Below are 23406 nucleotides of genomic sequence, written 5' to 3' on the forward strand. Positions count from 1 at the left end.
GTCGTTGGGCAAGCACCTGTTCACCCGCTTCGACGACGGGCGAAGCCTGCACAGCCACTTCCGCATGGACGGCTCCTGGCACCTCTACCGGCCCGGGATGTCGTGGCAGCGGCCCGCGCACGAGGCCCGCGCCGTGCTGGAGACCGCCGACCGGGTCGCCGTCGGGTTCGCGCTGCACGACATGGATCTGCTGCCCACCGAGCAGGAGGACCGCCTCGTCGGCCACCTCGGCCCGGACCTCCTCGATCCCGCCTGGTCCGACGACCACGTCGCCGAGGCGCTGCGGCGCTTCACCGCGCGCGGCGAGTCGGAGGTGGGGCTGGTGCTGCTGGAGCAGCGCGTGATGGCGGGCGTCGGCAACCTCTACAAGACCGAGGTGTGCTTCCTGCGCGGCCTCTCCCCGTGGACGCTCACCCGCGACGTGCCCGACCCCGCCGGGCTGATCGCCCTGTCCCGGGAGTTGCTGCTGCGCAACGCCGACCGGCCCGCGCAGTCCACCACCGGCGACCTGGGCCGCAACCAGCACTGGGTGTTCGAGCGCGGCGGGCAGCGCTGCCGCCGCTGCGGCACGAGGGTCCGCGTGGGCGAGCAGGGCGACGGCGTCTACGCGCGGGTGGCCTACTGGTGCCCGCGCTGCCAGCCGGGCCCGACCCCGCCCGCGCGCCCCCGCCGCCGCTGACCCCCCGCGAGTCGACACAACGCGGCGCGAGTCGACACCCTGTGCGACTCGCGGGCCGATTCGTGTCGACTCGGGGGTGTGGGCCTCGTGGGTGGGATGGGCGCACACGACGACGCCCGCTCCCCAGCGGGGAACGGGCGGTGTCGGGCGGTTCGGGGCGGCTCAGGCGGTGCCGGGCTGCTTCTGCGTGTTGATCTGCGGGGTGGCCGGCGCCGGGGCCGCCTCGCCCGCGGTGACCTCGCCCGCCACGGGCGTGCCGTGCAGGGAGGCGCGGATCTGGTCGAGGCGGCTGGCCCCGGCCATGTCGATCGCCGACGCCTGGACCTCCATCATCCGGCCCTGCACCGAGTTCTGCGCGAGCTCGGCGGACCCGATGGCGTTGGCGTAGCGCTTCTCGATCTTGTCGCGGACCTCCTCCAGCGACGGGGTGTTGCCCGGCGCGGCGAGCTCGCTCATCTGGCGCAGCGAGTTGGCGGCCTGCTCCTGCATCTTCGCCTGCTCCAGCTGGCTGAGCAGCTTGGTGCGCTCGGCGATCTTCTGCTGCAGCATCATCGAGTTGCGCTCGACGGCCGTCTTGGCCTGCCCCGCGGCCTGGATCGACTGGTCGTGCAGCGTCTTGAGGTCCTCCACCGACTGCTCGGAGCTGACCAGCTGCGTGGCGAACGCCTGAGCGGACTGCTCGTACTGCCCGGCCTTCACCTCGTCACCGGTGGCGCGCGCCTGGTCGGCCAGCACGAGCGCCTGACGGGCCGAGGCCTGCAGCTTCTCGATCTCGCCGAGCTGGCGGTTGAGCTTCATCTCCAGTTGCCGCTGGTTGCCGATCACCGCCGCGGCCTGCTGGGAGAGCGCCTGGTGCTGGCGTTGCGCATCCTCGATGGCCTGCTGGATCTGCACCTTCGGGTCCGCGTACTCGTCGACCTTGGACGAGAACAGCGCCATCAGGTACTTCCAGGCCTTCGTGAAACCGTTGGCCATCTGCTCCGCCCCTTCGAGTGCGACACCGCTCTGCCAGCGCCGTCCGACATCTACAGTCCGTGCGTGCCGGCCCCGATGCCGGACGTGCCGCCCCCATCGTGGCACCCGACCGGTCCGGCTTCCACCGTGGGCCGACGATATCGGGGATCTTCCGGAGACCGCCGTCGGGGCGACCCTGACATCGAGGCTACCGGGACCACGAGGCTACCGGCCGGAGACGACTCGACGCCCGTCGCGAACGACGGGCGTCGAGGTGGGATCAGGATCAAGCGGCGGCGCGCACCCCGGCGACGGGCTGAGGCACGGCCGGCTGCGGGGCCACGGGGTGGCCACCCGGGCCGACCGGCAGGGGCGTGGGGACCGCGGCCGGCACCGACGTGTCGAGCGGGTCGGCGGCACCGGCGAGCCGCAGGTCCATGTGCCGCAGGCCGATGGGCCGGCGCGGACGTGCCGCGGCCATGGCCTCGGCGATGGTGTCGGCAGCCTCCGTCAACAGGTCGGGCAGGGAGATGTCGAGCGCCTCGCAGATCGCCGCGAGCAGCTCGCTCGACGGCTCCTTGCGACCGCGCTCCACCTCGGACAGGTAGCCGAGGCTCACCCGCGCACGCCGCGAGACGTCACGAAGAGTGCGCCTGCGCGCGGTACGGGCCCGCCGCAGGGTGCCGCCGATCGCCTCCCGCATCAGCACCGCCATGCGAACCCTCCTCGTGCTCCACCGGACGGGGCGCCGGTGAGATCACCGTACCGAGTATCGGCCCGTCGCGTCGCCGGACGAGGACGGCGGTCGCGTCCGCCCACGGCGAACACGCGGTCTCCCCCCAGGTCAGGCCGACGCGGACGCCGAGCGCAACCGAGCGGCCCTGAGCACGTAGTCGATCCCGGTGACGACGGTCAGCACGACCGCCACCGCCATCACCGCGCCCCGTGCCCCGTCGACGGCTCCTCCGTGGCCCGTGAGCTCCACCAGCGGGAGGACGTAGAGCCCGATGGCGACGGTCTGCACCAGCGTCTTCGCCTTGCCACCGCGGCTGGCGGGGATGATCCCGTGGCGCAGGACGGAGAACCGCAGCACCGTGATGCCGACCTCCCGCACCATGATCACGATGGTGACCCACCACCACACCTGGCCCAGCATCGACAGCCCGATGAGCGCCGAGCCCATGAGCGCCTTGTCGGCGATCGGGTCGGCGATGGTGCCGAACGACGTGACGAGGCCCCGGCTGCGGGCCAACTCGCCGTCGAAGCGGTCGGTGATGGCGGCGAGGGCGAACACGCCCGACGCGACGAGCCGCCAGCCCGTGTTGGTGCCGCCGTCGGTGAACAGCGCCGCCAGGAACACCGGCACGAGCACCAGCCGCACGCCCGTGAGGACGTTGGCGATGTTCAGCAGCGGTGGTGGCCCCGACGGCACGGTGGTCATCCGGCGTCCTGGGAGGCGCCCGCAGAGGCCTCGACCCGCGCGCCCAGGGCGCTGCGCGGCACCGTCTCCCGCGGCGACACGATGAGATCGGCGCCCTCGGTGCCGACCACCTCGCAGCGCACCAGGTCACCGATCCGGAGCCCCGCCCCGCGCTCGACCACGCACTCGCCGTCGACCTCGGGGGCCTGGTGCGCGGCGCGGCCGGTGCACTCGAAGTCGTCGTCCTCCTCGGCCTCGATCAGCACCGTGACCTCGGTGCCGACGCGGTCCTCGGCGCGCTGGCTCATCAGCTCCTCGACGAGCGACGTGATGCGCTCGACGCGGGCCGCGATCACCTCGGCGGGCACCTTGTCGTCGTAGTGCTCGGCCTCGGTGCCGTCCTCGTCGGAGTAGCCGAACACGCCCACGGCGTCGAGGCGCGCTCCGGTCAGGAAGGCCTCGAGCTCCGCGACGTCCTGCTCGGTCTCCCCGGGGAAGCCGACGATGACGTTGGAGCGGATGCCCGCCTCCGGCGCGAGGGCGCGGATCCGCGCGCAGAGGTCGAGGAAGTCGGGCCGGGAGCCGAAACGTCGCATCCGGCGCAGCACCGACGGGCTCGCGTGCTGGAACGACAGGTCGAAGTACGGCGCCAGCCCGGGCGTGGTGGCGATGACCTCGATGAGGTCAGGACGCATCTCGGCCGGCTGCAGGTACGACACGCGGATGCGGTCGATGCCCGGCACGTGTGTCAGCCGGGGCAGCAGGCGCACCAGCGCGCGCGTGCCGCCGGGCAGGTCCTTGCCGTAGGACGTGGAGTTCTCGCTGACCAGCACCAGCTCGCGCACGCCCTGCATGCCCAGCCACGCCGCTTCGGCGACCACGTCGTCCGGCGGCCGGGAGATGAACGAGCCGCGGAACGACGGGATGGCGCAGAACGCGCAGCGCCGGTCGCAGCCGGAGGCGAGCTTGAGGTTGGCGACCGGGCCGTCGGACAGCCGCGTGCGGGCGAGGTTGGGCACCCATGCGTGGCCGGGGATCTCGACGTCGCCGGCGGCCGCGGGGCGCTCCACCGGCGAGATCGGCAGCAGCGAGCGCCGGTCGACCGGCACGTGCGGCTCGGGGGCGTGCCCGCCGATGACGTCGGAGAGGCGCTCCGCGAGATCGGGGTAGGCGTCGAAGCCGAGCACGGCGTCGGCCTCGGGGAGCTGGTCGGCCAGCTCCTTGCCATAGCGCTCGGCCAGGCACCCCACCGCGACGACCTTCGCCCCGTTCGCGGCGTCGGATGCGGCCAGCAGCGTGTCGATGGAGTCCTTCTTCGCCTGCTCGACGAATCCGCAGGTGTTGACGACGATGACGTCGGGCTTCTCGTCGGACTCCACCAGCTCCCAGCCCGACCCGGTCAGACGTCCGGCGAGCTCCTCGGAGTCGACCTCGTTGCGGGCACAGCCCAGGGTGAGAAGTGCAGCACGACGTGGAGCGGTTTCCGGCACGGGCACCAGGGTATCCGCCCACCATGATCTAGCCTGACCCGTCATGGCGACGGTGGCCGTACGGCGGGCCAGGACCGCCGACGTGACGACGATCAAACAGCTCGTGGACAACTACGCGGGCCGGGTCCTGCTGGCCAAGGAGATCGTCACCCTCTACGAGTCGGTGCAGGAGTTCCTGGTCGCCGAGCTCGACGGTGAGGTCGTCGGCTGCGGTGCCCTGCACGTGCTGTGGGAGGACCTGGGCGAGATCCGCACGGTTGCGGTGCACCCGCGCGTCGTCGGGCAGGGGGTGGGGCACGCGATCGTGTCGTCCCTCATCGCCAATGCCCGCGAGCTGGGGCTGCTCCGGCTGTTCGTGCTGACGTTCGAGAAGCAGTTCTTCTCCCGCCACGGGTTCGCCGAGATCGACGGCACACCGGTGGAGCCCGACGTGTTCGCGGCGATGCTGCGGTCCTACGACGCGGGCGTGGCGGAGTTCCTCGACCTCGCGCACGTCAAGCCGAACACCCTGGGCAACGTACGGATGATCATGCGGCTCACACCTCCCGGATGACACCGTTGCGGCTACGTTCTCCGTGCCCGACCTCGGGCCGCCGCCGGTAGCCTGCGGACATGGTCGCCCCGACCGCAGCCCCGGACGCAGCCCCGGACGCAGGCTTGCGCCGGCACCGGCCCACGCCCGCGCTGCGACCCTGGGTGAGCACCTGCACCGGCTACCGCACGGAGGCCGGGCCGCCCGGCGTCCACCACGGCGTCCCCGGTGCGCACCTGCCGTTCCTGCTCTGCCTCGACGGCGTCGTCGCCATGCTCACCAGCGCCGACCCGGCCAAGCCCCCGGGCCGGTACGCGGCGCTGGTCGGCGGGCTGCACGACCGCCCGGCCCTCATCGCACAGGGCGAGCCGCAGACCGGCATCCAGCTGCGCCTGACCTGGCGGGGCGCCCGCGCGCTGCTCGGTGTGCGGGCAGGCGACCTGGCGGGCGACGTCGTCGACCTCGGTGCCCTCCTCGGGAGCCGGGCCGGCCGGCTGCTCGACCGGCTGGCGTCGACCCCCACCTGGCCGGAGCGCTTCGCGGTGCTCGACGCCGAGCTGGGCGCGCTCGCCGCCCGCGGCCGCGGCGACCGGGAGGTGCGCCCCGAGGTCGGCTACGCCTGGCACCGCCTCGAGGAGACGGGCGGCAACCTGCGGATCGCCGACCTCGCCGCCGAGGTCGGCTGGAGCCGGCGCCACCTGGCCGAGCACGTCCGCGCCGAGACGGGCCTCGCCCCGAAGGCCGCGGCCCGCGTGATCCGCTTCGAACGGGCCTGCGACCGCCTGCGCGGCGCGTCGCGGCCGTCGCTGGCCGAGGTGGCGGCCGACGGCGGGTACGTCGACCAGGCGCACCTCTCCCGCGACTTCCGCGACCTCGCCGGCCAGACCGCCACGGCCTGGATCGCCGAGCGCACCCGGCCCTGATCCCACCCGCGAGCGGGCCCCGAGCTACTGCTGCAGAATGCCCTGCACGTCGAGGGTGATCTGGATCGTCGAGCCCACCACCGGCACACCCCGGGCCAGCATCTGCTGCCAGTTGACCGTGAAGTGCTCGCGGTGCAGCTCGGTGGTGGCCACGCAGCCCGCGCGGACGCCGTTCCACTCCTGCATGCCCAGGTAGGTGGTGTCGAGCTGGACGTCGCTCGTCATGCCGTGCAGCGTCAGCTCGCCGTCGATCAGCCACCGGTTGCCGCCGGGACGGCTGAAGCGGTGGCTGGTGAAATGCAGCTTCGGGTAGCGCTCGACGTCGAGGAAGTCGGACGAGCGCAGGTGGTTGTCGCGTGCCTCGACGTTGGTGAACACGCTCGCGGCCTCGATCAGCACCTCGATCTGCGAGTCCTCGAACGGCTCGGCGATGCGGATCTGCCCGCTGAACTCCTGGAACTGCCCGTAGACCTTCGACATCGCGATGTGGCGGGCCACGAACCGTATCGAGGAGTGGTCGGGGTCGATCTCGTAGATGCCGGCCGACGGCACCGTCAACGTCTCGTCCGGGACGAGGGTGAGCTGGCCGAGCGGGCGGTGGGTGCCCCACTCGACGTCGGTGCGCTCGTAGAGGCTCTGGTAGCCGCCCGCCTCGGCCTGGATGCGGTAGCTGCCGGGCACGACCGCCGCGGCGAAGAAGCCGTACGCGTCGGTGTCCGAGCGGGCGACGCGCTTGCTCGACCGATCGAAGATCGACACCTCGGCGCCGGGAAGCGGCTTACCCTCGTCGTCACGAACCTCGCCGCTGAGCAGACCGCCGGTCAGCGGGATCGGCATGAGGGCCTGCCGGCCGCCGCTGACGCCACCACGGTTGCCGCTCCGGCGCTTGCTCCAGAACATCTCCTGGAACTCCTTCGTCGTCGGGGTGCTCCGGCCGGGCGCGGCCGTGCGGGACACTCTGACACGCCGCGTGACCGATGGCACCCTCGACCCTGAAGTTGGAGTAAATTGCGGTGATATCAGTCACTCACCGTCGCCGATTGCACCGCACGTTCATCAGTCCTCGTCGGGCTCCGGACCTCCGCCACCCCGCATGAGCCACAGGACGCTCTCGAGCTCGTCGGGCTTGATGAGGACGTCGCGGGCCTTCGACCCCTCCGACGGTCCGACGACGCCGCGCGACTCGCACAGGTCCATCAGCCGGCCGGCCTTCGCGAACCCGACGCGCAGCTTGCGCTGCAGCATCGATGTCGACCCGAACTGCGAGGTGACGATCAGCTCGGTGGCCTGCAGCAGGAGATCGAGGTCGTCGCCGATGTCGGCGTCGACCTCCTTCTTCTCGCCGGCCTTCTGCGCCGTGACGCCGTCGGTGTAGGTGGGCTCGGCCTGGTCCTTGGCGAACGTGACGACCGCGGAGATCTCCTCGTCGCCGACGAACGCGCCCTGCATGCGGACGGGCTTGCCCGCCCCCATCGGCAGGAACAGCGCGTCGCCCATGCCGATGAGCTTCTCGGCGCCGGGCTGGTCGAGGATGACCCGCGAGTCCGTCAACGACGACGTGGCGAACGCGAGCCGCGACGGCACGTTCGTCTTGATCAGGCCGGTGACGACGTCGACGGACGGGCGCTGCGTGGCGAGCACCAGGTGGATGCCGGCCGCACGCGCCTTCTGCGTGATGCGGACGACCGCGTCCTCGACGTCACGCGGCGCCGTCATCATGAGGTCGGCCAGCTCGTCGACGATGCACAGGATGTAGGGGTAGGGCCGGTACTCCCGCTCGCTGCCCAGCGGCGCGGTGATCTCGCCGTTGCGCACCTTGCGGTTGAACTCGTCGACGTGGCGGACCTTGTTGACCTGCATGTCCTGGTAGCGCTGCTCCATCTCCTCCACCAGCCAGGCCAGCGCGGACGCGGCCTTCTTCGGCTGGGTGATGATGGGCGTGATGAGGTGCGGGATGCCCTCGTAGGGCGTCAGCTCCACCATCTTGGGGTCGATGAGGATCATCCGGACCTCGTCCGGCGTGGCCCTGCTCAGCAGCGACACCAGCATCGAGTTGACGAAGCTCGACTTGCCGGAGCCCGTCGAGCCGGCCACCAGCAGGTGCGGCATCTTCGCGAGGTTGGCCGTGAGGAAGTGACCCTCGATGTCCTTGCCCAGCCCGACGACGAGCGGGTGCTGCTCGGCCCGCGCGGTGCCGCTGCGCAGCACGTCGCCGAGGCGGACCATCTCGCGGTCGGTGTTGGGCACCTCGATGCCCACGGCCGACTTCCCCGGGATCGGCGCCAGGATCCGCACGTTGTCGGTGGCCACCGCGTAGGAGATGTTCTTCGTCAGCTGGGTGATCTTCTCGACCTTGACGGCCGGGCCGAGCTCGATCTCGTAGCGCGTGACGGTCGGGCCGCGGGTGAAGCCGGTGACCTGGGCGTCGATGGAGAACTGCTCGAGCACGCCGGTGATGCGCTCGATCATCGCGTCGTTGGCGCTGCTGCGGGTCTTGGGCACGGGGCCCGACGGCAGCAGGTCGCTGGGCGGCAGGAGATAGGGCGGCTCGCCCTCACGGCTCTGGACGACCAGCCGCAGCTGCTCGCCGACCTCGCCCTGGGGCTCCGGCTCGACGACGGGCGGGGTCGCGGGCACGGCGGCGGGCGGCGTCCGCTTGCGGGGCGGGGCCACCGCCTCCTCGACGGGCGGCACGGGCGCCTCGTCCGGGACGGGGGTGGGCGCGGCGCCGTCAGCGGAGTCGTCGGCGAAGAGATCGGCCACGCGGGTGGCCTGCCGGCGGCGAGACGGGCGGCGCACCGCGGCGGGCGGGGTCTCGGTTACCGGGTCCTCGGCCGGAGCGGCGGTCAGCTCGGCGTCCTCGTCGGTCGCGTCGTCGTCGACCGGCTGGCCGAGCAGGCGACGGAACCGGTTCGGCACCTCGCGGAACGGCGTGGCCGTGAGCACGAGGAACGCGTAGCCCGACAGCAGCACGAGCACGGGGACGGCGACCCAGCCGGTCAGGCCGGTGGCGAGCGGCGTCGCGGCGACGTAGCCGATCGCGCCGCCTCCCTCGGCCCAGCGTGACGGCTGGTCGGGCCGTCCGGCGACGAGGTGCACGAGCCCCAGCACGCCGAGGGCGAGCAGCAGGGTGCCGACGGCGACACGCGGGCGCGCCTCGGGATGCGGCGGCGTGGCGAGCAGCACCACGCCGACCACGGCCAGCAGCACCGGCAGCACCGCGGACCCGAGCCCGACGACGAACCCGATCGCCGTGGACAGCGCGTGGCCCACCGGACCGCCGGCCCCCCACCAGATCCCGGCCGCGCTGACCACCGCGAACACCAGCAGGGCGACGCCGATACCGTCGCGGCGGTGGGCGGGGTCGAGCTCACGGGTGCGCCCCATGGCGCGTCCGGCGGAACGACCGAGCCGCGCGATGCCGCGGCCGACGCCGTCGATCCCGCGGTCGATGAGGTCCGGGCCCTTGCGGGGCGGGGGCTTGCGCGGGGCGGGGCGCCTGCCGTTCGACGGGCGGCGGGCGGCGGGCTTGCGGGCACCCGAGCCGCGAGAAGTCGACCGCGCCGCGGTGCTCCTGCTACCGCCGCTTGCGGTCGTCCGTCCAGCCATGGGTCCACGGTATCGGGGACGGCGGCATGATCCGGTGACCGACGCACCCCTGCTCCGTCACCCACCCGCGCCCACGATCACCGGTTCGGCGCACCGACGGCCACATGTGGCCGCGGATGCACCCGAACGGTGATCATGGAGAGAACGCTGACCCCCGAGCGTCAGTCGTAGCGCTTGAGCACCACCCACGTGGTGGTGCGCACCGTCTCACGCCACCCGGCCACGCGGTCCAGCACGGCGTCGAGCTCGGCCCCGCTCGACGCCGTGACCAGCACGATCAGGTCGTACTCCCCCGTCACCGTCTCGATCCCACCCACCCCGGGCAGGGCGGCGAGGCGCCGGACGTAGCCCGCGACGTCCGGGGTGCGGATCACCAGCCCCACGCGGGCGCGGTGGGCGGCGGCCACCCCGGGCAGCGCGACGTCGGCCCGGTAGCCGCGGATCACCCCGTCGCGCTCCAGGCGCTGCACGCGGGCGAGCACCGCCGTCCGCGACAGCCCGACGGCGCGTCCGAGATCGGCCATCGTGGCGCGGCCGTCGGCGGCCAGCAGGGTGAGCAGGCGGAGGTCCAGGTCGTCGAGCTGACGATCCGTCGGTGGCACGGGCCACATCGTGGCACTTCGCCGGGTCATGCCGACGCTCGGCGTCGTGACCCGTCAGGATCGCGTCAGAACACTTGACGCATGGCCGCCATCACACCGGACCGCGTGCACGACACGCTGCGCCGGCACCTGCTGGTCGACGGCTTCGACCTCGTACTGGACACCCGCGCCAGCCGCGGGCCCTGGCTGGTCGACGCCCGTGACGGGACCCGTCACCTCGACCTGTTCAGCTTCTTCGCCTCGTCACCGCTGGGGATGAACCACCCCGCGCTGGCCGACGATCCCGCGTTCCTCGCCGAGCTGGCCGAGGTGGCGGTCAACAAGCCGTCGAACTCCGACATCTACACGACGCAGATGGCCGAGTTCGTGGACACGTTCAGCCGGGTGCTCGGCGATCCCGCGCTCCCCCACCTGTTCTTCGTCGAGGGTGGCGCGCTCGCCGTCGAGAACGCGCTGAAAGTGGCGTTCGACTGGAAGCGCCGCCACAACGCCCTGCACGGACGGCCGGCGCAGTGGGGCACGAAGGTGCTGCACCTGCGCAAGGCGTTCCACGGGCGCAGCGGCTACACGCTCTCGCTCACCAACACCGATCCGGTGAAGACCGCGCTGTTCCCGACGTTCGGCTGGCCCCGCATCGACGTTCCCGCGATCCGGTTCCCGATGGACCTCGACGCCGTGCAGATCGCCGAGCAGCGGGCGATCGCCCAGGCCCGCGCCGCGTTCACCGGGCACCCGCACGACATCGCGTGCTTCATCGCCGAGCCGATCCAGGGCGAGGGCGGCGACAACCACGTCCGTGCCGAGTTCCTCCGGGCGATGCAGGCGCTGTGCCACGAGCACGACGCCCTGTTCGTCCTCGACGAGGTGCAGACCGGCTGCGGCATGACCGGCACCCCGTGGGCGTACCAGCAGCTCGGCGTCCAGCCCGACGTCGTGGCGTTCGGCAAGAAGGTGCAGGTCTGCGGGATCATGGCCGGCGGCCGGGTCGACGAGGTGCCCGACAACGTGTTCGCCGTGTCGTCGCGGATCAACTCCACCTGGGGCGGCAACCTCACCGACATGGTGCGCTCGCGCCGCCAGCTCGAGGTGATCGAGGACGAGGGGCTGATCGAGCGGGCGGGGCTGCTGGGCAAGCGGCTGCTCGACGACCTGCGCGCCGTCCCCGGCATCGACAACGTCCGCGGGAGAGGCCTCTTCGTGGCCTTCGACCTGCCCACCCCCGAGGAACGGGCCGCGGTGCTGCGCCGGCTGCACGAGGCCCACGTCCTGATCCTGGCCGGAGGCGAGCGCTCGATCCGCCTGCGCCCCGCGCTGACGATCGGCGAGGACGAGCTCACGCTCGCGGTCGAGGCGATCCGGAAGGCGGTGACGGCGTGAGCGCGACCGTGGGCTCCCACATCGCGGGCGCCTGGCGCGACGACGCCCCCGGCGGCCTGCTCGCCTCCGTCGACCCCTCCACCGGCGCCACCGTCGCCACCGCCCTGCTCGGGGACACGGCGCAGTTCGTCGAGGCATGTGCGGTGGCCCGCGACGCCCAGCGCGCCTGGGCCGCCACCCCGGCGCCGGTGCGCGGGCGGGTGGTCGAGCGCATCGGCCGGCTCGTCGAGGCCAACCAGGAGGCGCTCGCGCGGATCGTCACCCGCGAGCTCGGCAAGCCACTGGCCGAGGCCCGCGGCGAGGTGCAGGAGGTGATCGACACCTGCTCGTTCTTCGCCGGCGAGGGCCGCCGCCTCTACGGGCAGACCGTGCCCAGCGAGATGCCAGACAAGCAGCTGTTCACCTTCCGTGTGCCCGTCGGCGTCGCGGCGATCGTGACGGCCGGCAACTTCCCCGTTGCGGTGCCGTCCTGGTACCTCGTGCCCGCGCTGCTCTGCGGCAACTCCGTGGTGTGGAAGCCGGCCGAGTACACCCCGGCGATAGCGCAGGCGTTCACCGAGGTATTCGTGCGCGGCGGCCTGCCCGACGGCGTGCTGAACTCGGTGCTCGCCGACGGTCCCGCCACCTTCGACGGCCTGTCCCAGGCGCTCGACGCCGGACTCGTGCAGAAGATCGGCTTCACCGGTTCGTCGGCCGTCGGCGTCCGGATCGGCGAGCTCGCCGGGCGGCACCTGCAGAACCCCTGTCTGGAGCTGGGCGGCAAGAACCCGCTGGTCGTCATGCCCGACGCCGACCTCGACCTGGCCGTCGAGGGCGCGCTGTTCTCCGGGTTCGGCACAGCCGGGCAGCGCTGCACGTCGCTGGGCACGGTGATCGTCCACGAGTCGGTGCACGACGAGTTCCTGGCGCGCTTCGACGCCGCCGTGCGCGGGGCGGTGATCGGTGACCCCACGGGTGACGTCCTGTACGGCCCGATGATCTCCGAGCGCTTCCTGGAGGGCTTCGAGAAGCACCTCGGGCTGATCGAGCCGCACCACACCGTGCTCGGGTCGTCGGGCACGGGCCGGATCACGGCAGGCAACCCGCGCGCCGGGTTCACCGGCGACCTCGCCGGCCTCTACGCCCACCCGACGATCGTCGACGGCGTCCGCGCCGGAGACGCGCTGTACGGCACGGAGACGTTCGGCCCGATCGTCGGCGTGGCGCCGTTCAGCACGTTCGACGAGGCGGTCGAGCTGGCCAACGGCCACGGCTACGGCCTCTCGGCGTCGATCTACACCTCCACGCCGGTGCACGCGTTCCGGTTCCGGGAGCGCGTGAGCGCGGGGATGGTGAGCGTCAACAACTCGACGTCCGGCGCCGAGGCCCACCTGCCCTTCGGCGGCAACGGCCGCTCGGGCAACGGCAGCCGCCAGTCCGGGGTCTGGGTGCTCGACCAGTTCACGAGGTGGCAGTCGATGAACTGGGACTACGCAGGCAAGCTCCAGAAGGCCCAGATGGACACGCAGGACATCACGGGAGACCCGGCCTTCCGACTTCCGTGACCCCGACCGGGCGTGTCAGCCGCCGAGGGCGCGCGAGAGCGTCGTCGCGATCACGCTCGGGCGGCCCGTCAGCTTCTCCTCGCCGTCGGCCAGCGTCATCAGGCGCAGTCCGGCGTTCACCAGCAGCCAACGCAGGGGCTCGGGTTCCCAGCGCCGGGACCGGTGCCCCACCCACGGCATGGTCGTCAGCGGGTCGTCGCGGCCGAGGATCAGCGCGGCGAGCGTGCGGCCGGCGAGGTTCGCCGTGCCGACACCGTCGCCGACGTAGCCCCCGGCCCAGCCCGTCCCCCCGGCGAACCCCACGCCCGCATGCCAGCCCCGCGCGATGCCCAGCGGACCGCCCCACGCGTGGGTGAAGTCGTCCGGACGCAGGGCCGGGAACAGGTCGGTGGCCGCGGCGCGGAGCCCGGCGAACACCCGGTCGTCACGGTCGAACTCCGGCCGGATCCGCGACCGCCAGTGGTACGGCGCGCCGCGGCCTCCGAACACGAGCCGGTCGTCGGCCGTGCGCTGGCCGTAGACGACGAGGTGGCGGTGGTCGGAGAACGTCTGGCCGCCGGCGAGCCCGGCGGTGTCCCAGAACGACGCCGGCAGCGGCCGGGTGGCCACGATGAGCGAGTACACCGGCGCGACGGACCGCGGGGACAGCTCCGCGGCCCAGGCCTCGGCCGCGCGCACGGTGGCGACGGCCCGCACGACACCGCGATCGGTGACGACCCGTCGTGGCCCGATCGACAGCGCCGTCGTGCCCTCGACGATCCGTCCGCCCCGCCGCTCGACGGCCCGTGCCAGCCCCCGGACGAGCCGGGCGGGCTGTACGCGGGCGCAGTCGGGCGAGACGGTGGCCCCGAGCACGCACGAAGCCCCTACCAGCGCGGACGCCTCGGCGGCGCCGAGGAGCTCCAGCGGGTCGACGCCCCACCCGGCCTCCTCCGCGACCTCGGCGTGGGCCCGGGTGAGCTGCACGGGCGTCCGCGCCAGTACGACGGTGCCGCCCTTGCGCCAGTCGCAGGCGATGTCCTCCTCCGCGACGACCTTGCCCACCTCGTCGACGGTTCCGCGCATGACGGTGCGCAGGGCGACCGCCGCGTCCCGCCCGTGCAGACGGGCGAGCTTCGCCGTGCTCGCGGGGAACAGCGCCGAGCACCACCCGCCGTTGCGGCCGCTGGCGCCGAAGCCCGCCGTCTCCTTCTCCACGACGACGACGCGCAGTCCCGGATCGGCCTGCAGCAGCGCGTACGCCGTCCACAGGCCGGTGTAGCCGGCGCCGACGACGCACACGTCGGCCTCGGTGTCTCCGTCCAGGGCCGGGCGCGGGGTGAGCAGGTCACCGTCTGCGGCGACCTGCTCGTGCCAGAGGCTCAGAGCCGGGCCCATGCCTCCCCCAGCACGCCACGCAGGATCTGCTCGATCTCGTCGAACTCGGCCGGGCCGGCGATCAGCGGCGGTGCGAGCTGGACGACGGGATCCCCGCGGTCGTCGGCGCGGCAGTAGAGCCCGTTGGCGAACAGCGCGCCGGAGAGGAACCCGCGCAGCAGGCGCTCGCTCTCGTGGTCGTCGAAGGTCTCCTTGGTGACCTTGTCCTTGACGAGCTCGATGCCGAAGAAGAAGCCCTCGCCGCGGACGTCACCGACGATCGGCAGGTCGAGCAGCTTCTCCAGCGTCGCGCGGAACACCGGCGACTGCTCCTTGACGTGGGCGTTGATGCCCTCGCGCTCGAAGATGTCGAGGTTGGCCATCGCCACCGCGGCGGAGACGGGGTGGCCGCCGAACGTGTAGCCGTGCAGGAAGGTCGTGTCGCCGTGGCTGAACGGCTCGAACAGGCGGTCGCTCGCGATCATGGCGCCGATCGGCGAGTAGCCCGAGGTCATGCCCTTGGCACAGGTGATGATGTCGGGGACGTAGCCGAAGTCGTCGCAGGCGAACATCGAGCCGATCCGGCCGAAAGCGCAGATCACCTCGTCGGACACGAGCAGCACGTCGTGGGCGTCGCAGATCCGGCGCAGCCGCTCGAAGTACCCGGGCGGCGGCGGGAAGCAGCCGCCGGCGTTCTGGACGGGCTCGACGAACACCGCGGCGACGGTGTCGGCGCCCTCGGCGAGGATCGCCTCCTCCACGCGGTCGGCGGCCCAGATGCCGAACTCCTTGCCCTCGAGCTCGCCGGGCGCGCGGTAGGCGTTGGTGTTCGGCACCTTGAACGCGCCGGGCACCAGCGGCTCGAACGGCGCGCGCATCTCCGGCACGCCCGTGATCGCGAGCGCCCCCTGCGGGGTGCCGTGGTAGGCGATGGCCCGGCTGATCACCTTGGTCTTCGAAGGCTTGCCGGTGAGCTTGAAGTACTGCTTGGCGAGCTTCCACGCGCTCTCGACGGCCTCGCCGCCGCCGCTGGTGAAGAACACCCGGTTCAGATCGCCCGGGGCGTGGTGCGCGAGCCGCTCGGCCAGGTCGATCGCCGCCGGGTGCGCGTAGGACCACAGCGGGAAGAACGCCAGCTCCGACGCCTGCTTCGCCGCCACCTCCGCCAGCTCGCGGCGCCCGTGCCCGACCTGCACCGTGAACAGGCCCGCGAGACCGTCCAGGTAGCTCTTGCCCGCGTCGTCCCAGACGCGGCAGCCCTCCCCCCGCACCATGATCGGCGGCGCCCCGCCGTCGGCGAAGGACGAGTGGCGCGTGAAGTGCATCCAGAGGTGGTCGCGGACCGCGTCCGTGCGCACGGTGCCCATCGGTGTCGTGCTCGGCCCTGTCATCGGGTTCCCCAGTTGTAGTGCTGCTTGTGCAGCTTCATGTAGACGAACGTCTCCGTGCTGCGGACGCCGGGCAGGGCCCGGATCCGCCTCCCGACGAGCTCCAGCAGGTGCTCGTCGTCCTCGCAGATCGCCTCGGCCAGCACGTCGAAGCTGCCGGCCGTGATCACGACGTAGTCGACCTCGGGCATCGCGGCCAGGGCGTCGGCGCAGACCACGACGTCGCCGTCGACCCGCACCCCGACCATCGCCTGCCGTCGGAATCCGAGCTGCAGCGGATCGGTGACGGCGACGATCTGGATGACGCCGGCCTCCTGCAGCCGGGCCACCCGCTGGCGGACGGCGGCCTCCGACAGGCCCACGGCCCTCGCGATCGTGGCGTAGGGCCGCCTGCCGTCCTCTTGCAGCTGCTCGACGATCGCCTTGCCGACGTCGTCGAGCAGGGCGTGGGGTGCTACGGCGGTCACCCGACCGAGAGTAGGCGACGCGAGGGGATCTGTGGAACTCATTTCGTTGTCCGATCCTCTCTTCAACACGAATTTCAGGGTCAGATACCGCTCCGACATGAGGATTCCGCAGCAGAGCTCCGACCGCCGCGCAGATCGTGGTGGTCGCGGGTCAGGTCCTCGCCGCGCGCCGGCGGCGTGCGACCACGGCGTGACCAGACATACAGGGCATCCGTCAAGGGATTCCGTTGCAAAGGACGCCGAGAAACACTGATTTCATCGAGTTGCTCCATCAGAGCCTCGAAATACGTCGATCCGCGCTCTAGTCTGCCCCCGTCAGGTGATCGTAAGCCCGGGGAGGCAGCATGAGCACGGAGACGTCCTCCGAGGTGGCAGGGTTCGGGAGCGCGCCCGGCGACAAGGGGCTGAAGGGCGGCGCCCTCGGGCTCCTGTCCAGCGTCGTCATCGGCATGGCGTCGACCGCACCGGCCTACAGCCTCGCGGCCAGCCTCGGGCTGATCGTCGTGATCGCCGGCGAGAAGTCGCCGTCGATCATGCTGATCGCATTCATCCCGATGTACCTCATCGCGGTGGCCTACCGGGAGCTCAACGAGGCCGAGCCCGACTGCGGCACCACGTTCACCTGGGCCGGACGCGCGTTCGGCCCGTGGATGGGCTGGCTCGGCGGCTGGGGCATCATCGCCGCAGACGTGATCGTCATGGCCAACCTCGCGCAGATCGCCGGCCAGTACACGTTCGAGCTCTTCGGGCTCACCGATCTGTCCGGCAGCACCCTGTGGACCACGGTCGCCGGCGTCATCTGGATCGCCGTGATGACCTACATCTGCTACCGCGGCATCGAGATCTCCGCCCGGCTGCAGTACGCGCTGCTCGGCGTGGAGCTCGTGGTGCTCGCGGTCTTCGCCGTGATCGCGCTGGTCAAGGTGTTCGCGGGTACCGCACCGACCGGATCGATGGTCCCGAGCATCGCGTGGCTGTGGCCCGACGGGCTGGGCGTCTCCGACATCGTCGACGCCATCCTCATCGCCGTGTTCCTCTACTGGGGCTGGGACACGGCGGTAGCCGTCAACGAGGAGAGCGACGACCCCGGCAAGACCCCCGGGCGCGCCGCGGTGCTGTCCACGCTCCTGTTGCTCGTGACCTACGTGCTGGTCACGGTGGCCACGGTCGCCTTCGCCGGAACCGGCACCACGGGCATCGGCCTGGGCAACCCCGACAACTCCGGCGACGTGTTCGCCGCCGTCGGGCCGGCGGTGTTCGGCGACTCCGGCGTCGGCAAGCTCTTCGTCATCCTGCTGATCATCTCCGTGCTGACGTCGTCGGCCGCGTCCACGCAGACCACGATCCTGCCGACGGCCCGCGCCGCGCTGTCGATGGGCGCCTACCGGGCCATCCCCGAGCGCTTCGCGAGGATCCACCCGAAGTACCTCACGCCCAGCTACGCGACGTGGGCGATGGGCGGCGTGTCCGTCGTCTTCTACGTCGGGCTGACCCTCATCAGCCAGAACGTGCTGGCCGACTCCATCGCGGCCGTCGGGCTGCTCATCGCCTTCTACTACGGGCTGACCGGCTTCGCATGCGTCTGGTACTACCGCAAGCACCTCCAGGGCCGGAACCTGTGGACGAAGGGCGTACTGCCCGGCCTCGGCGGGCTGACGCTGCTCGGCGCGTTCATCGAGGCGAGCATCGGCTACGCGAACCCCGCCGGCGGCGAGACCGTCGTGTTCGGCATCGGCGGGGTCTTCGTGATCGGCATCGGCGCGCTCGTGCTGGGCGGCGTGCTGATGCTCGTCTACAGCCGGGTCAACCCGCCGTTCTTCAAGGGCCAGACGCTCGTCCCCGGCAGCTACGACCTCGTGCTCGACGCCGAGGGCGGCCCGCACCTCGGGCTCCCCGACTCCGAGGAGCGCACCGTGATCGCGCCGGACCTGTCCAACCTGCCGCCCGGCAAGGATCCGGTGGACCCCCGCCCGTAGCCCCGGACACGCCGGCCACAGCCGGCCACACCTCGGCGCCCCGAGGGGGACGCCGGGGTGCGGCCGGCGGCGATCAGGGACGGTGCCGGAGCGGGTGGCTAGACCGCGATGACCGTCGGCACGATCATCGGGCGGCGGCGGTAGGTCTCCCCCACCCACTTGCCCACCACGCGGCGCACCTGCTGCGCGATGCGGTGGGTGTCGGTGATGCCGTCGGACTCGGTGCGCGCGAGCTCCGCCTCCACCAGCGGCAGCACCGCCTCGAGTGCCTTCGGGTCCTCGGAGAACCCGCGGCCCGACAGCGTGGCCGACGACACCGCGCGGCCGGTCGTGGCGTCGATGGCCACCGTGATGGAGATGAAGCCGCCCTCGCCGAGGACGAGACGGTCGGCCAGCGTGGGCTGCTCGATGTCGCCGGTGGAGACGCCGTCGACGTAGGCACGACCCACCGGTATCCGGCCGGTGATCATGGCCTTGCCGTCGATGAGGTCGACGGTGATGCCGTTCTCCGTCACCACGACGGCCTCGTTGGTCACGCCCGTCTGCTCGGCGAGCTCGGCGTTGGCACGCAGGTGGCGCCACTCGCCGTGCACCGGCATGACGTTGCTCGGCCGTACCGCGTTGTAGAGGAACAGCAGCTCACCCGCGTACGCGTGCCCGGAGACGTGCACGGTGGAGTTGCGGTTGTCGACCACCTTGATGCCGGCCCGGCGCAGCCGGTTGACCACGCCGAACACCGCGTGCTCGTTGCCGGGGATGAGCGAGCTGGAAAGGATCACCGTGTCCGACGAGCGCATCTGGAACGTGCGGTGCTCGCCGCGGGCGATCCGCGACAGCGCCGCCATCGGCTCGCCCTGCGACCCGGTACAGATGACCAGCAGCTCGTCGTCGGGGATCTCGTCGACGTCGTCGAGGGACACCATCGTGCCGTCGGGCACGGTGAGCAGGCCCAGGTCGGTGGCGATCTCCATGTTGCGCAGCATCGAACGGCCGATCAGGCAGACCTTGCGCCGGTGGATCACCGCGCCGTCGATGATCTGCTGCACGCGGTGGACGTTGCTGGCGAAGCAGGCCACGAACACCCGGCCGAGGGCCTGCTCGATCGCGGCGGCGAGCGGCGCGCGGAGCGTCGCCTCGGACGGCGAGACGCCGGGGATGTCGGCGTTGGTGGAGTCGCACAGGAACAGGTCCACGCCCTCGTCACCGAGCCGGCTGAACCCGGGCAGGTCCGTGAGCCGGCCGTCGAGGGGGCGCTGGTCGAGCTTGATGTCGCCGGTGTGCAGGATGACGCCCGCGGGCGTACGGACGGCCACCGCGAGGCACTGCGGGATGGAGTGGCTCACCGCGTAGTACTCGCAGTCGAACGAGCCGTGACGCAGTCGGTCGCCCTCGTTGACCTCGAGCATGTGCGGCGTGATGCGGTGTTCCTTGCACTTCGCCGCCACCAGCGCGAGCGTGAACGGCGAGCCGACGACGAGCAGGTCGGGCCGCTCGCGCAGCAGGTAGGGCACGGCGCCGATGTGGTCCTCGTGGCCGTGCGTGAGCACCAGGGCGTCGATGTCGCCGAGGCGGTCGAGGATCGGCCGGAAGTCCGGCAGGATCAGGTCGACGCCGGGCGCGTCGGCGTCCGGGAAGAGTACGCCGGCGTCGATGATGAGCAGCCGCCCGTCGTGCTCGAAGACCGTCATGTTGCGGCCGATCTCGGAGATGCCCCCGAGCGCCACGACGCGGAGCGCGCCCTCGGGCAGCGGCCCGGGCGGCTCGGTGGGCAGGCCGGGGAGCAGCGGCTCCTCGACGGGGGGTTGGGACCGTGACTGGTCGCGCCGGTTCGGGCGGGATCGGCGGTCGGACCGGTTTCGGTCGGGTCGTGCGGGTGGACGACTCAAGAATCTTCCTCGCTGTACTGGATGCGGCGCACCCTGCGGACGCACCGCTGATCTTGTGACGCCGTCGTGGCGTCATGACGCAAGTGGTGGGAGGTCACCGGTAGGCGACCTCGGCGCCGAGGTCGACGGCCGCCCGCTGCCCGAGGGCACCGTGGCCGCGCCCGGCGCGGGTGTGTGCTGCACGGTCGAGCGCAGCGGGGTCGAGCGCGACACCTGCCGCTCCCAGGTCGGCCGCGATGGCCGCGATCTGCTCCTCGGTGGCGGGGGGCAGCGGGAGCCTGGTCTCGCCGACATCCATCCCGCGCAGCCGCAGCGCCGTCTTCGCGAACACCGCGCCCCCGACACGACCCATCGCACGGAGGACGGGCAGCATCGAGGCGTTGATCGCGCGGGCCCGGTCGACCTCGCCCGCCTCGAAGGCGTCGATCAGGGCCCGCAATCGATCGGCCACGACATGACCGGTGACGCTGACGAACCCGGCCGCCCCGACCGAGAGCCACGGCAGGTTGACGGGATCGTCCCCCGAATAGTAGGCCAACGTGGTGGTGGCCAGCACCTCGGTACCGACGCGCAGGTCGTTGCGGGCGTCCTTCACCGCCACGATGCGCGGGTGCTCGGCGAGGCGCTGAAACGTCTCCAGCTCGATGGGGATGACGCTGCGCGGCGGGATGTCGTAGAGCATCACCGGCAGCCCGGTGGCGTCGGCGACGGCCGTGAAATGCAGCACGAGGCCCGACTGCGGCGGCCGTGAGTAGTACGGCGTGACCAGCAGCAGCCCGTGCGCACCCGCCTTCTCCGCGTCCCGCGCGAGCTGAACGCTGTGGGCCGTGTCATAGGTGCCGGCGCCGGCCACGACCGTGGCGCGGTCACCCACCGCCGACACCACGGCCCGGATGAGCTCCGACTTCTCCGCATCGGAGGTGGTGGGCCCCTCACCGGTGGTGCCGTTGACCACCAGACCGTCGTTGCCCAGGTCCACCAGGTGCGATGCGAGCTCCTCGGCCGTGGCGAGGTCGAGCCCGCGCTCGGCGTCGAACGGTGTGACCATGGCGGTCAGGACCCGGCCGAACGGACGGCCCGGCTGACGCAGGTCGGCGGCGATGCTCATGTCCCGACGGTACCGCTCGGGCCCGACCGGACCGCGCACGCACGCGCGGTCTCAGAGGCCGCGCTTGCTCGTCTTCAGGGCCGCGACGTCGGCCGGGGCGCCCTCGAACTCCACGCGGACGGCCTCGCGTCCGAATCCGTAGAGCACCAGCTCGCCCGGCTCGCCGACCAGCGTCACCACGCCGGAACCGGTGGTGACCACGTACTGCTCCCCCGACGGGCGGCGCAGCACCACCCCGGGTGCGGCGCCGCGGAAGAGCATCCGGCCCATCCGCTTCAGCGACGTCCACAGCTCCTCGTCGCGCACGGGTTCGGCGGGCCGCGGCTCCCAGCCCGGCTCGCCGCGGCGGACGTCCTCGTGGTGGACGAAGAGCTCGCCCCCGTTGGCGAACGCGTCGACGGCCGGGATGCGGAACGGCGACCACGGCGGCGCACCGGCGCGCAGCAGCGCGACCATGTCGGCCCACGGCATCTCCGCGTAGTCGGCCATCGCCTTCTCCGTGATGCCGGCCAGCGCGGGCACGAACATCCCGACCCCCGTCCACGGCTGCCGCTCGCGCGCCAGCAGGTGGGCCAGCAGATCGCGGGTGGTCCAGCCCTCGCACAACGTGGGCCGGTCGGGCCCCGCCTTCTCGAACTCGTCGCAGATCGCCGCGCGCTCGTCGGCAGCCAAGGTCATGTCCGCGAACATACGGGGCCCGGCGGCGGGGCGCCGTCCACTACCCCTCGGTGACTACCCCTCCGTGACGAACGGGCTGGAGGCGATCTCCGTGCCGTCCTCGAGCGACTGGATCTCGAAGTCGTTGAACACGTTGGTCACCTCGCGCTGCAGCTGGCGGAGGCACTCGATGGCCAGGGCGCGGATCTCGACGTCGGCGTGCTCGGTGGCCCGCATCGCGATGAAGTGGCGCCATGCGCGGTAGTTACCGGTGACGACGATGCGCGTCTCGGTGGCGTTGGGCAGGATCGCGCGCGCCGCCTGCCGGGCCTGCTTGCGGCGCAGGGTGGCGTTGGGCTCGTCGGCGAAGCGCTTCTCCAGGCCCGCGAGCAACTCCTCGTAGGCCTTGACCGCGGCCGAGGCCGCCTCGCCGAACAGCGCGTGCAGCTCGGGATCGGCGGCGATGACGTCGGGCTCGACCATCGCGGCGTCGCGCTCGGGCACGTAGCGCTGCGAGAGCTGGCTGTAGGAGAAGTGGCGGTGGCGGATCAGCTCGTGGGTGAGCGACCGCGACACGCCCGTCAGGTAGAAGCTGACGGTGCCGTGCTCCAGCACGGACAGGTGGCCCACCTCGAGGATGTGGCGCAGGTAGCCGGCGTTGGTGGCCGTGGCCGGGTTGGGCTTGCCCCACGACTGGTAGCAGGCCCGCCCGGCGAACTCGGCGAGCGCCTGACCGCCGTCGGCATCGGTGGTCCACGGCACGCCCGCGGGCGGGACGAACTCCGTCTTGGCGACGAGCTGGACACCCAGCGGCACGATCTCCGGCATGTCGGCAGGGTAACGGGGAGCCCCGGTGACGCCATATGACGCTCCTCTGGCATCCCATTGACACCATCATGCCCTTGACTGGCGTCATGAATGACGTCACAGTGGCGTCATGGACCTGAGCACGTATGTCACGCAGCTGCGGGAGGACCTCGCGTCCGCCGCCGCGGCGGGCGACGAGCAGACGCAGCGCACCGCTGCACTGCTCGGCGCCGCCATCGAGCCCGCCGCCCGGCTGGCCCTCATGAGCGCCCTCTCCGACCTCGCAGCCGAGGTGACGGCAGCTCTGCCCGACCACGTCGTCGAGGTGCGGCTCGACGGGCGCGACGTCCGCGTGGCCGTCGACACCACCGCCACCAGCGATCCCGAGCCCGAGCCGGCGGCGCCGCCCGCGGGCGGGTTCGGGGGCTTCGGGGGCTTCGGAGGTGGCGGTCTGGGCGGCGACGCGGGCGACATCTCCCGCATCACACTCCGGCTCGTCGAGCAGATCAAGGGGCAGGCGGAGCAGGCCGCCGCCGCGCAGGGCATGTCGCTCAACTCGTGGGTCGCGCAGGCCGTGCAGGGGGCGCTGGCCGGCGGGCACGGGCGCGGCCGGCCGGGCCGCGGGCCGGGG

21 protein-coding genes are annotated in these 23406 nt (G+C 72.1%); 7 read left to right on the plus strand and 14 right to left on the minus strand.

Annotated features, from left to right (window positions below; all coding sequences use genetic code 11):
• The coding region (locus JWR81_RS08160) for a DNA glycosylase (protein ID WP_297648991.1) at positions 1 to 679 on the plus strand (679 nt) is incomplete at its 5' end.
• Between the two features lie 162 nt (positions 680 to 841).
• Here JWR81_RS08160 and JWR81_RS08165 read toward each other — a convergent pair.
• From JWR81_RS08165 to rimO, 4 genes are all read right to left on the minus strand, one after another.
• Complete coding sequence (locus tag JWR81_RS08165) at positions 842 to 1654, minus strand: PspA/IM30 family protein (protein WP_297648994.1); 813 nt, start codon at positions 1652 to 1654, stop codon at positions 842 to 844.
• Between the two features lie 265 nt (positions 1655 to 1919).
• The gene (locus JWR81_RS08170) at positions 1920 to 2348 is read right to left on the minus strand and encodes a helix-turn-helix domain-containing protein (RefSeq protein WP_297648997.1); all 429 of its coding nucleotides are present in this window, start codon (positions 2346 to 2348) and stop codon (positions 1920 to 1922) included.
• A 129-nt stretch (positions 2349 to 2477) separates the two neighbouring features.
• Positions 2478 to 3074 carry a CDP-diacylglycerol--glycerol-3-phosphate 3-phosphatidyltransferase gene (pgsA, locus tag JWR81_RS08175; protein ID WP_297649000.1) on the minus strand — a complete coding sequence of 199 codons (597 nt, stop codon included), beginning with the start codon at positions 3072 to 3074 and terminating at the stop codon, positions 2478 to 2480.
• Positions 3071 to 4549, minus strand: a complete 1479-nt coding sequence (gene rimO, locus JWR81_RS08180; protein WP_297649003.1) for a 30S ribosomal protein S12 methylthiotransferase RimO — start codon at positions 4547 to 4549, stop codon at positions 3071 to 3073. The genes pgsA and rimO overlap by 4 nt, the downstream gene beginning before the upstream one ends.
• Before the next feature lie 37 nt (positions 4550 to 4586).
• On the opposite strand from rimO, the gene JWR81_RS08185 reads away from it, so the two are divergent.
• Both JWR81_RS08185 and JWR81_RS08190 read left to right on the plus strand, forming a co-directional pair.
• Positions 4587 to 5096, plus strand: a complete 510-nt coding sequence (locus JWR81_RS08185) for an amino-acid N-acetyltransferase (RefSeq protein WP_297649006.1) — start codon at positions 4587 to 4589, stop codon at positions 5094 to 5096.
• A gap of 59 nt (positions 5097 to 5155) precedes the next feature.
• A complete protein-coding gene (locus tag JWR81_RS08190; RefSeq protein WP_297649018.1) occupies positions 5156 to 5998 on the plus strand; it encodes a helix-turn-helix domain-containing protein in 843 nt (280 codons plus the stop codon).
• Positions 5999 to 6022: 24 nt separating this feature from the next.
• On the opposite strand, the gene JWR81_RS08195 is transcribed toward JWR81_RS08190, so the two are convergent.
• From JWR81_RS08195 to JWR81_RS08205, 3 genes are all read right to left on the minus strand, one after another.
• Positions 6023 to 6955: a YceI family protein gene (locus JWR81_RS08195; protein WP_297649021.1), complete on the minus strand. Its 933-nt coding sequence runs from the start codon at positions 6953 to 6955 to the stop codon at positions 6023 to 6025.
• Positions 6956 to 7054: 99 nt separating this feature from the next.
• Positions 7055 to 9607 carry a DNA translocase FtsK gene (locus tag JWR81_RS08200; RefSeq protein WP_297649024.1) on the minus strand — a complete coding sequence of 851 codons (2553 nt, stop codon included), beginning with the start codon at positions 9605 to 9607 and terminating at the stop codon, positions 7055 to 7057.
• 161 nt (positions 9608 to 9768) lie between these two features.
• On the minus strand, positions 9769 to 10209 hold the full coding sequence (locus JWR81_RS08205) for an Lrp/AsnC family transcriptional regulator (protein WP_297649027.1): 441 nt from the start codon (positions 10207 to 10209) through the stop codon (positions 9769 to 9771).
• 81 nt (positions 10210 to 10290) lie between these two features.
• Here JWR81_RS08205 and lat point away from each other — a divergent pair, with 81 nt between their 5' ends.
• A complete protein-coding gene (gene lat / locus JWR81_RS08210; RefSeq protein ID WP_297649030.1) occupies positions 10291 to 11586 on the plus strand; it encodes an L-lysine 6-transaminase in 1296 nt (431 codons plus the stop codon).
• Positions 11583 to 13130, plus strand: coding sequence for an aldehyde dehydrogenase family protein (locus tag JWR81_RS08215; RefSeq protein ID WP_297649033.1), 1548 nt, complete (start codon positions 11583 to 11585; stop codon positions 13128 to 13130). Before lat ends, JWR81_RS08215 begins: the two co-directional genes overlap by 4 nt.
• A gap of 15 nt (positions 13131 to 13145) precedes the next feature.
• Here JWR81_RS08215 and JWR81_RS08220 read toward each other — a convergent pair whose 3' ends face one another.
• From JWR81_RS08220 to JWR81_RS08230, 3 genes are read right to left on the minus strand one after another with little or no spacing between them, the layout of a single operon-like run.
• Complete coding sequence (locus JWR81_RS08220; protein ID WP_297649036.1) at positions 13146 to 14507, minus strand: FAD-binding oxidoreductase; 1362 nt, start codon at positions 14505 to 14507, stop codon at positions 13146 to 13148.
• The gene (locus JWR81_RS08225) at positions 14492 to 15853 is read right to left on the minus strand and encodes an aspartate aminotransferase family protein (protein WP_297649039.1); all 1362 of its coding nucleotides are present in this window, start codon (positions 15851 to 15853) and stop codon (positions 14492 to 14494) included. The genes JWR81_RS08220 and JWR81_RS08225 overlap by 16 nt, the downstream gene beginning before the upstream one ends.
• A 20-nt stretch (positions 15854 to 15873) precedes the next feature.
• Positions 15874 to 16341 carry an Lrp/AsnC family transcriptional regulator gene (locus JWR81_RS08230; RefSeq protein ID WP_297649041.1) on the minus strand — a complete coding sequence of 156 codons (468 nt, stop codon included), beginning with the start codon at positions 16339 to 16341 and terminating at the stop codon, positions 15874 to 15876.
• Positions 16342 to 16685: 344 nt separating this feature from the next.
• Between JWR81_RS08230 and JWR81_RS08235 the strand changes: the two genes are divergently transcribed.
• A complete protein-coding gene (locus JWR81_RS08235; RefSeq protein ID WP_297649044.1) occupies positions 16686 to 18317 on the plus strand; it encodes an APC family permease in 1632 nt (543 codons plus the stop codon).
• Between the two features lie 98 nt (positions 18318 to 18415).
• Here the strand turns inward: JWR81_RS08235 and JWR81_RS08240 are convergent, their stop codons facing one another.
• The 4 genes from JWR81_RS08240 to thyX all read right to left on the minus strand — a co-directional run bounded on the left by JWR81_RS08240 (position 18416) and on the right by thyX (position 22796).
• Positions 18416 to 20101, minus strand: coding sequence for a ribonuclease J (locus JWR81_RS08240; protein ID WP_297649059.1), 1686 nt, complete (start codon positions 20099 to 20101; stop codon positions 18416 to 18418).
• Between the two features lie 196 nt (positions 20102 to 20297).
• Positions 20298 to 21311 (minus strand): 4-hydroxy-tetrahydrodipicolinate synthase, encoded by a 1014-nt coding sequence (gene dapA, locus JWR81_RS08245; RefSeq protein WP_297649047.1) that lies wholly within the window; start codon positions 21309 to 21311, stop codon positions 20298 to 20300.
• A 51-nt stretch (positions 21312 to 21362) separates the two neighbouring features.
• On the minus strand, positions 21363 to 21989 hold the full coding sequence (locus JWR81_RS08250) for a TIGR03085 family metal-binding protein (protein WP_297649050.1): 627 nt from the start codon (positions 21987 to 21989) through the stop codon (positions 21363 to 21365).
• Between the two features lie 54 nt (positions 21990 to 22043).
• Entirely contained in the window at positions 22044 to 22796 is a 753-nt protein-coding gene (gene thyX, locus JWR81_RS08255) for an FAD-dependent thymidylate synthase (protein ID WP_297649053.1), read from the minus strand.
• Between the two features lie 109 nt (positions 22797 to 22905).
• Here thyX and JWR81_RS08260 point away from each other — a divergent pair.
• Positions 22906 to 23406, plus strand: a 501-nt coding sequence (locus JWR81_RS08260) for a toxin-antitoxin system HicB family antitoxin (protein ID WP_297649056.1), incomplete at its 3' end; no start/stop codon positions are given.

The organism is Pseudonocardia sp. (assembly GCF_025965585.1).
Lineage (GTDB): Bacteria > Actinomycetota > Actinomycetes > Mycobacteriales > Pseudonocardiaceae > Pseudonocardia.

Bases quoted from the DNA above. Each gene is read 5' to 3' on its own strand.
- JWR81_RS08165 (WP_297648994.1), bottom strand. From the start codon at position 1,654: ATGGCCAACGGTTTCACGAAGGCCTGGAAGTACCTGATGGCGCTGTTC.
- JWR81_RS08170 (WP_297648997.1), bottom strand. From the start codon at position 2,348: ATGGCGGTGCTGATGCGGGAGGCGATCGGCGGCACCCTGCGGCGGGCC.
- pgsA (WP_297649000.1), bottom strand. From the start codon at position 3,074: ATGACCACCGTGCCGTCGGGGCCACCACCGCTGCTGAACATCGCCAAC.
- JWR81_RS08185 (WP_297649006.1), top strand. From the start codon at position 4,587: ATGGCGACGGTGGCCGTACGGCGGGCCAGGACCGCCGACGTGACGACG.
- JWR81_RS08190 (WP_297649018.1), top strand. From the start codon at position 5,156: ATGGTCGCCCCGACCGCAGCCCCGGACGCAGCCCCGGACGCAGGCTTG.
- JWR81_RS08200 (WP_297649024.1), bottom strand. From the start codon at position 9,607: ATGGCTGGACGGACGACCGCAAGCGGCGGTAGCAGGAGCACCGCGGCG.
- lat (WP_297649030.1), top strand. From the start codon at position 10,291: ATGGCCGCCATCACACCGGACCGCGTGCACGACACGCTGCGCCGGCAC.
- JWR81_RS08220 (WP_297649036.1), bottom strand. From the start codon at position 14,507: ATGGGCCCGGCTCTGAGCCTCTGGCACGAGCAGGTCGCCGCAGACGGT.
- JWR81_RS08225 (WP_297649039.1), bottom strand. From the start codon at position 15,853: ATGGGCACCGTGCGCACGGACGCGGTCCGCGACCACCTCTGGATGCAC.
- JWR81_RS08235 (WP_297649044.1), top strand. From the start codon at position 16,686: ATGAGCACGGAGACGTCCTCCGAGGTGGCAGGGTTCGGGAGCGCGCCC.
- dapA (WP_297649047.1), bottom strand. From the start codon at position 21,311: ATGAGCATCGCCGCCGACCTGCGTCAGCCGGGCCGTCCGTTCGGCCGG.
- JWR81_RS08250 (WP_297649050.1), bottom strand. From the start codon at position 21,989: ATGACCTTGGCTGCCGACGAGCGCGCGGCGATCTGCGACGAGTTCGAG.
- thyX (WP_297649053.1), bottom strand. From the start codon at position 22,796: ATGCCGGAGATCGTGCCGCTGGGTGTCCAGCTCGTCGCCAAGACGGAG.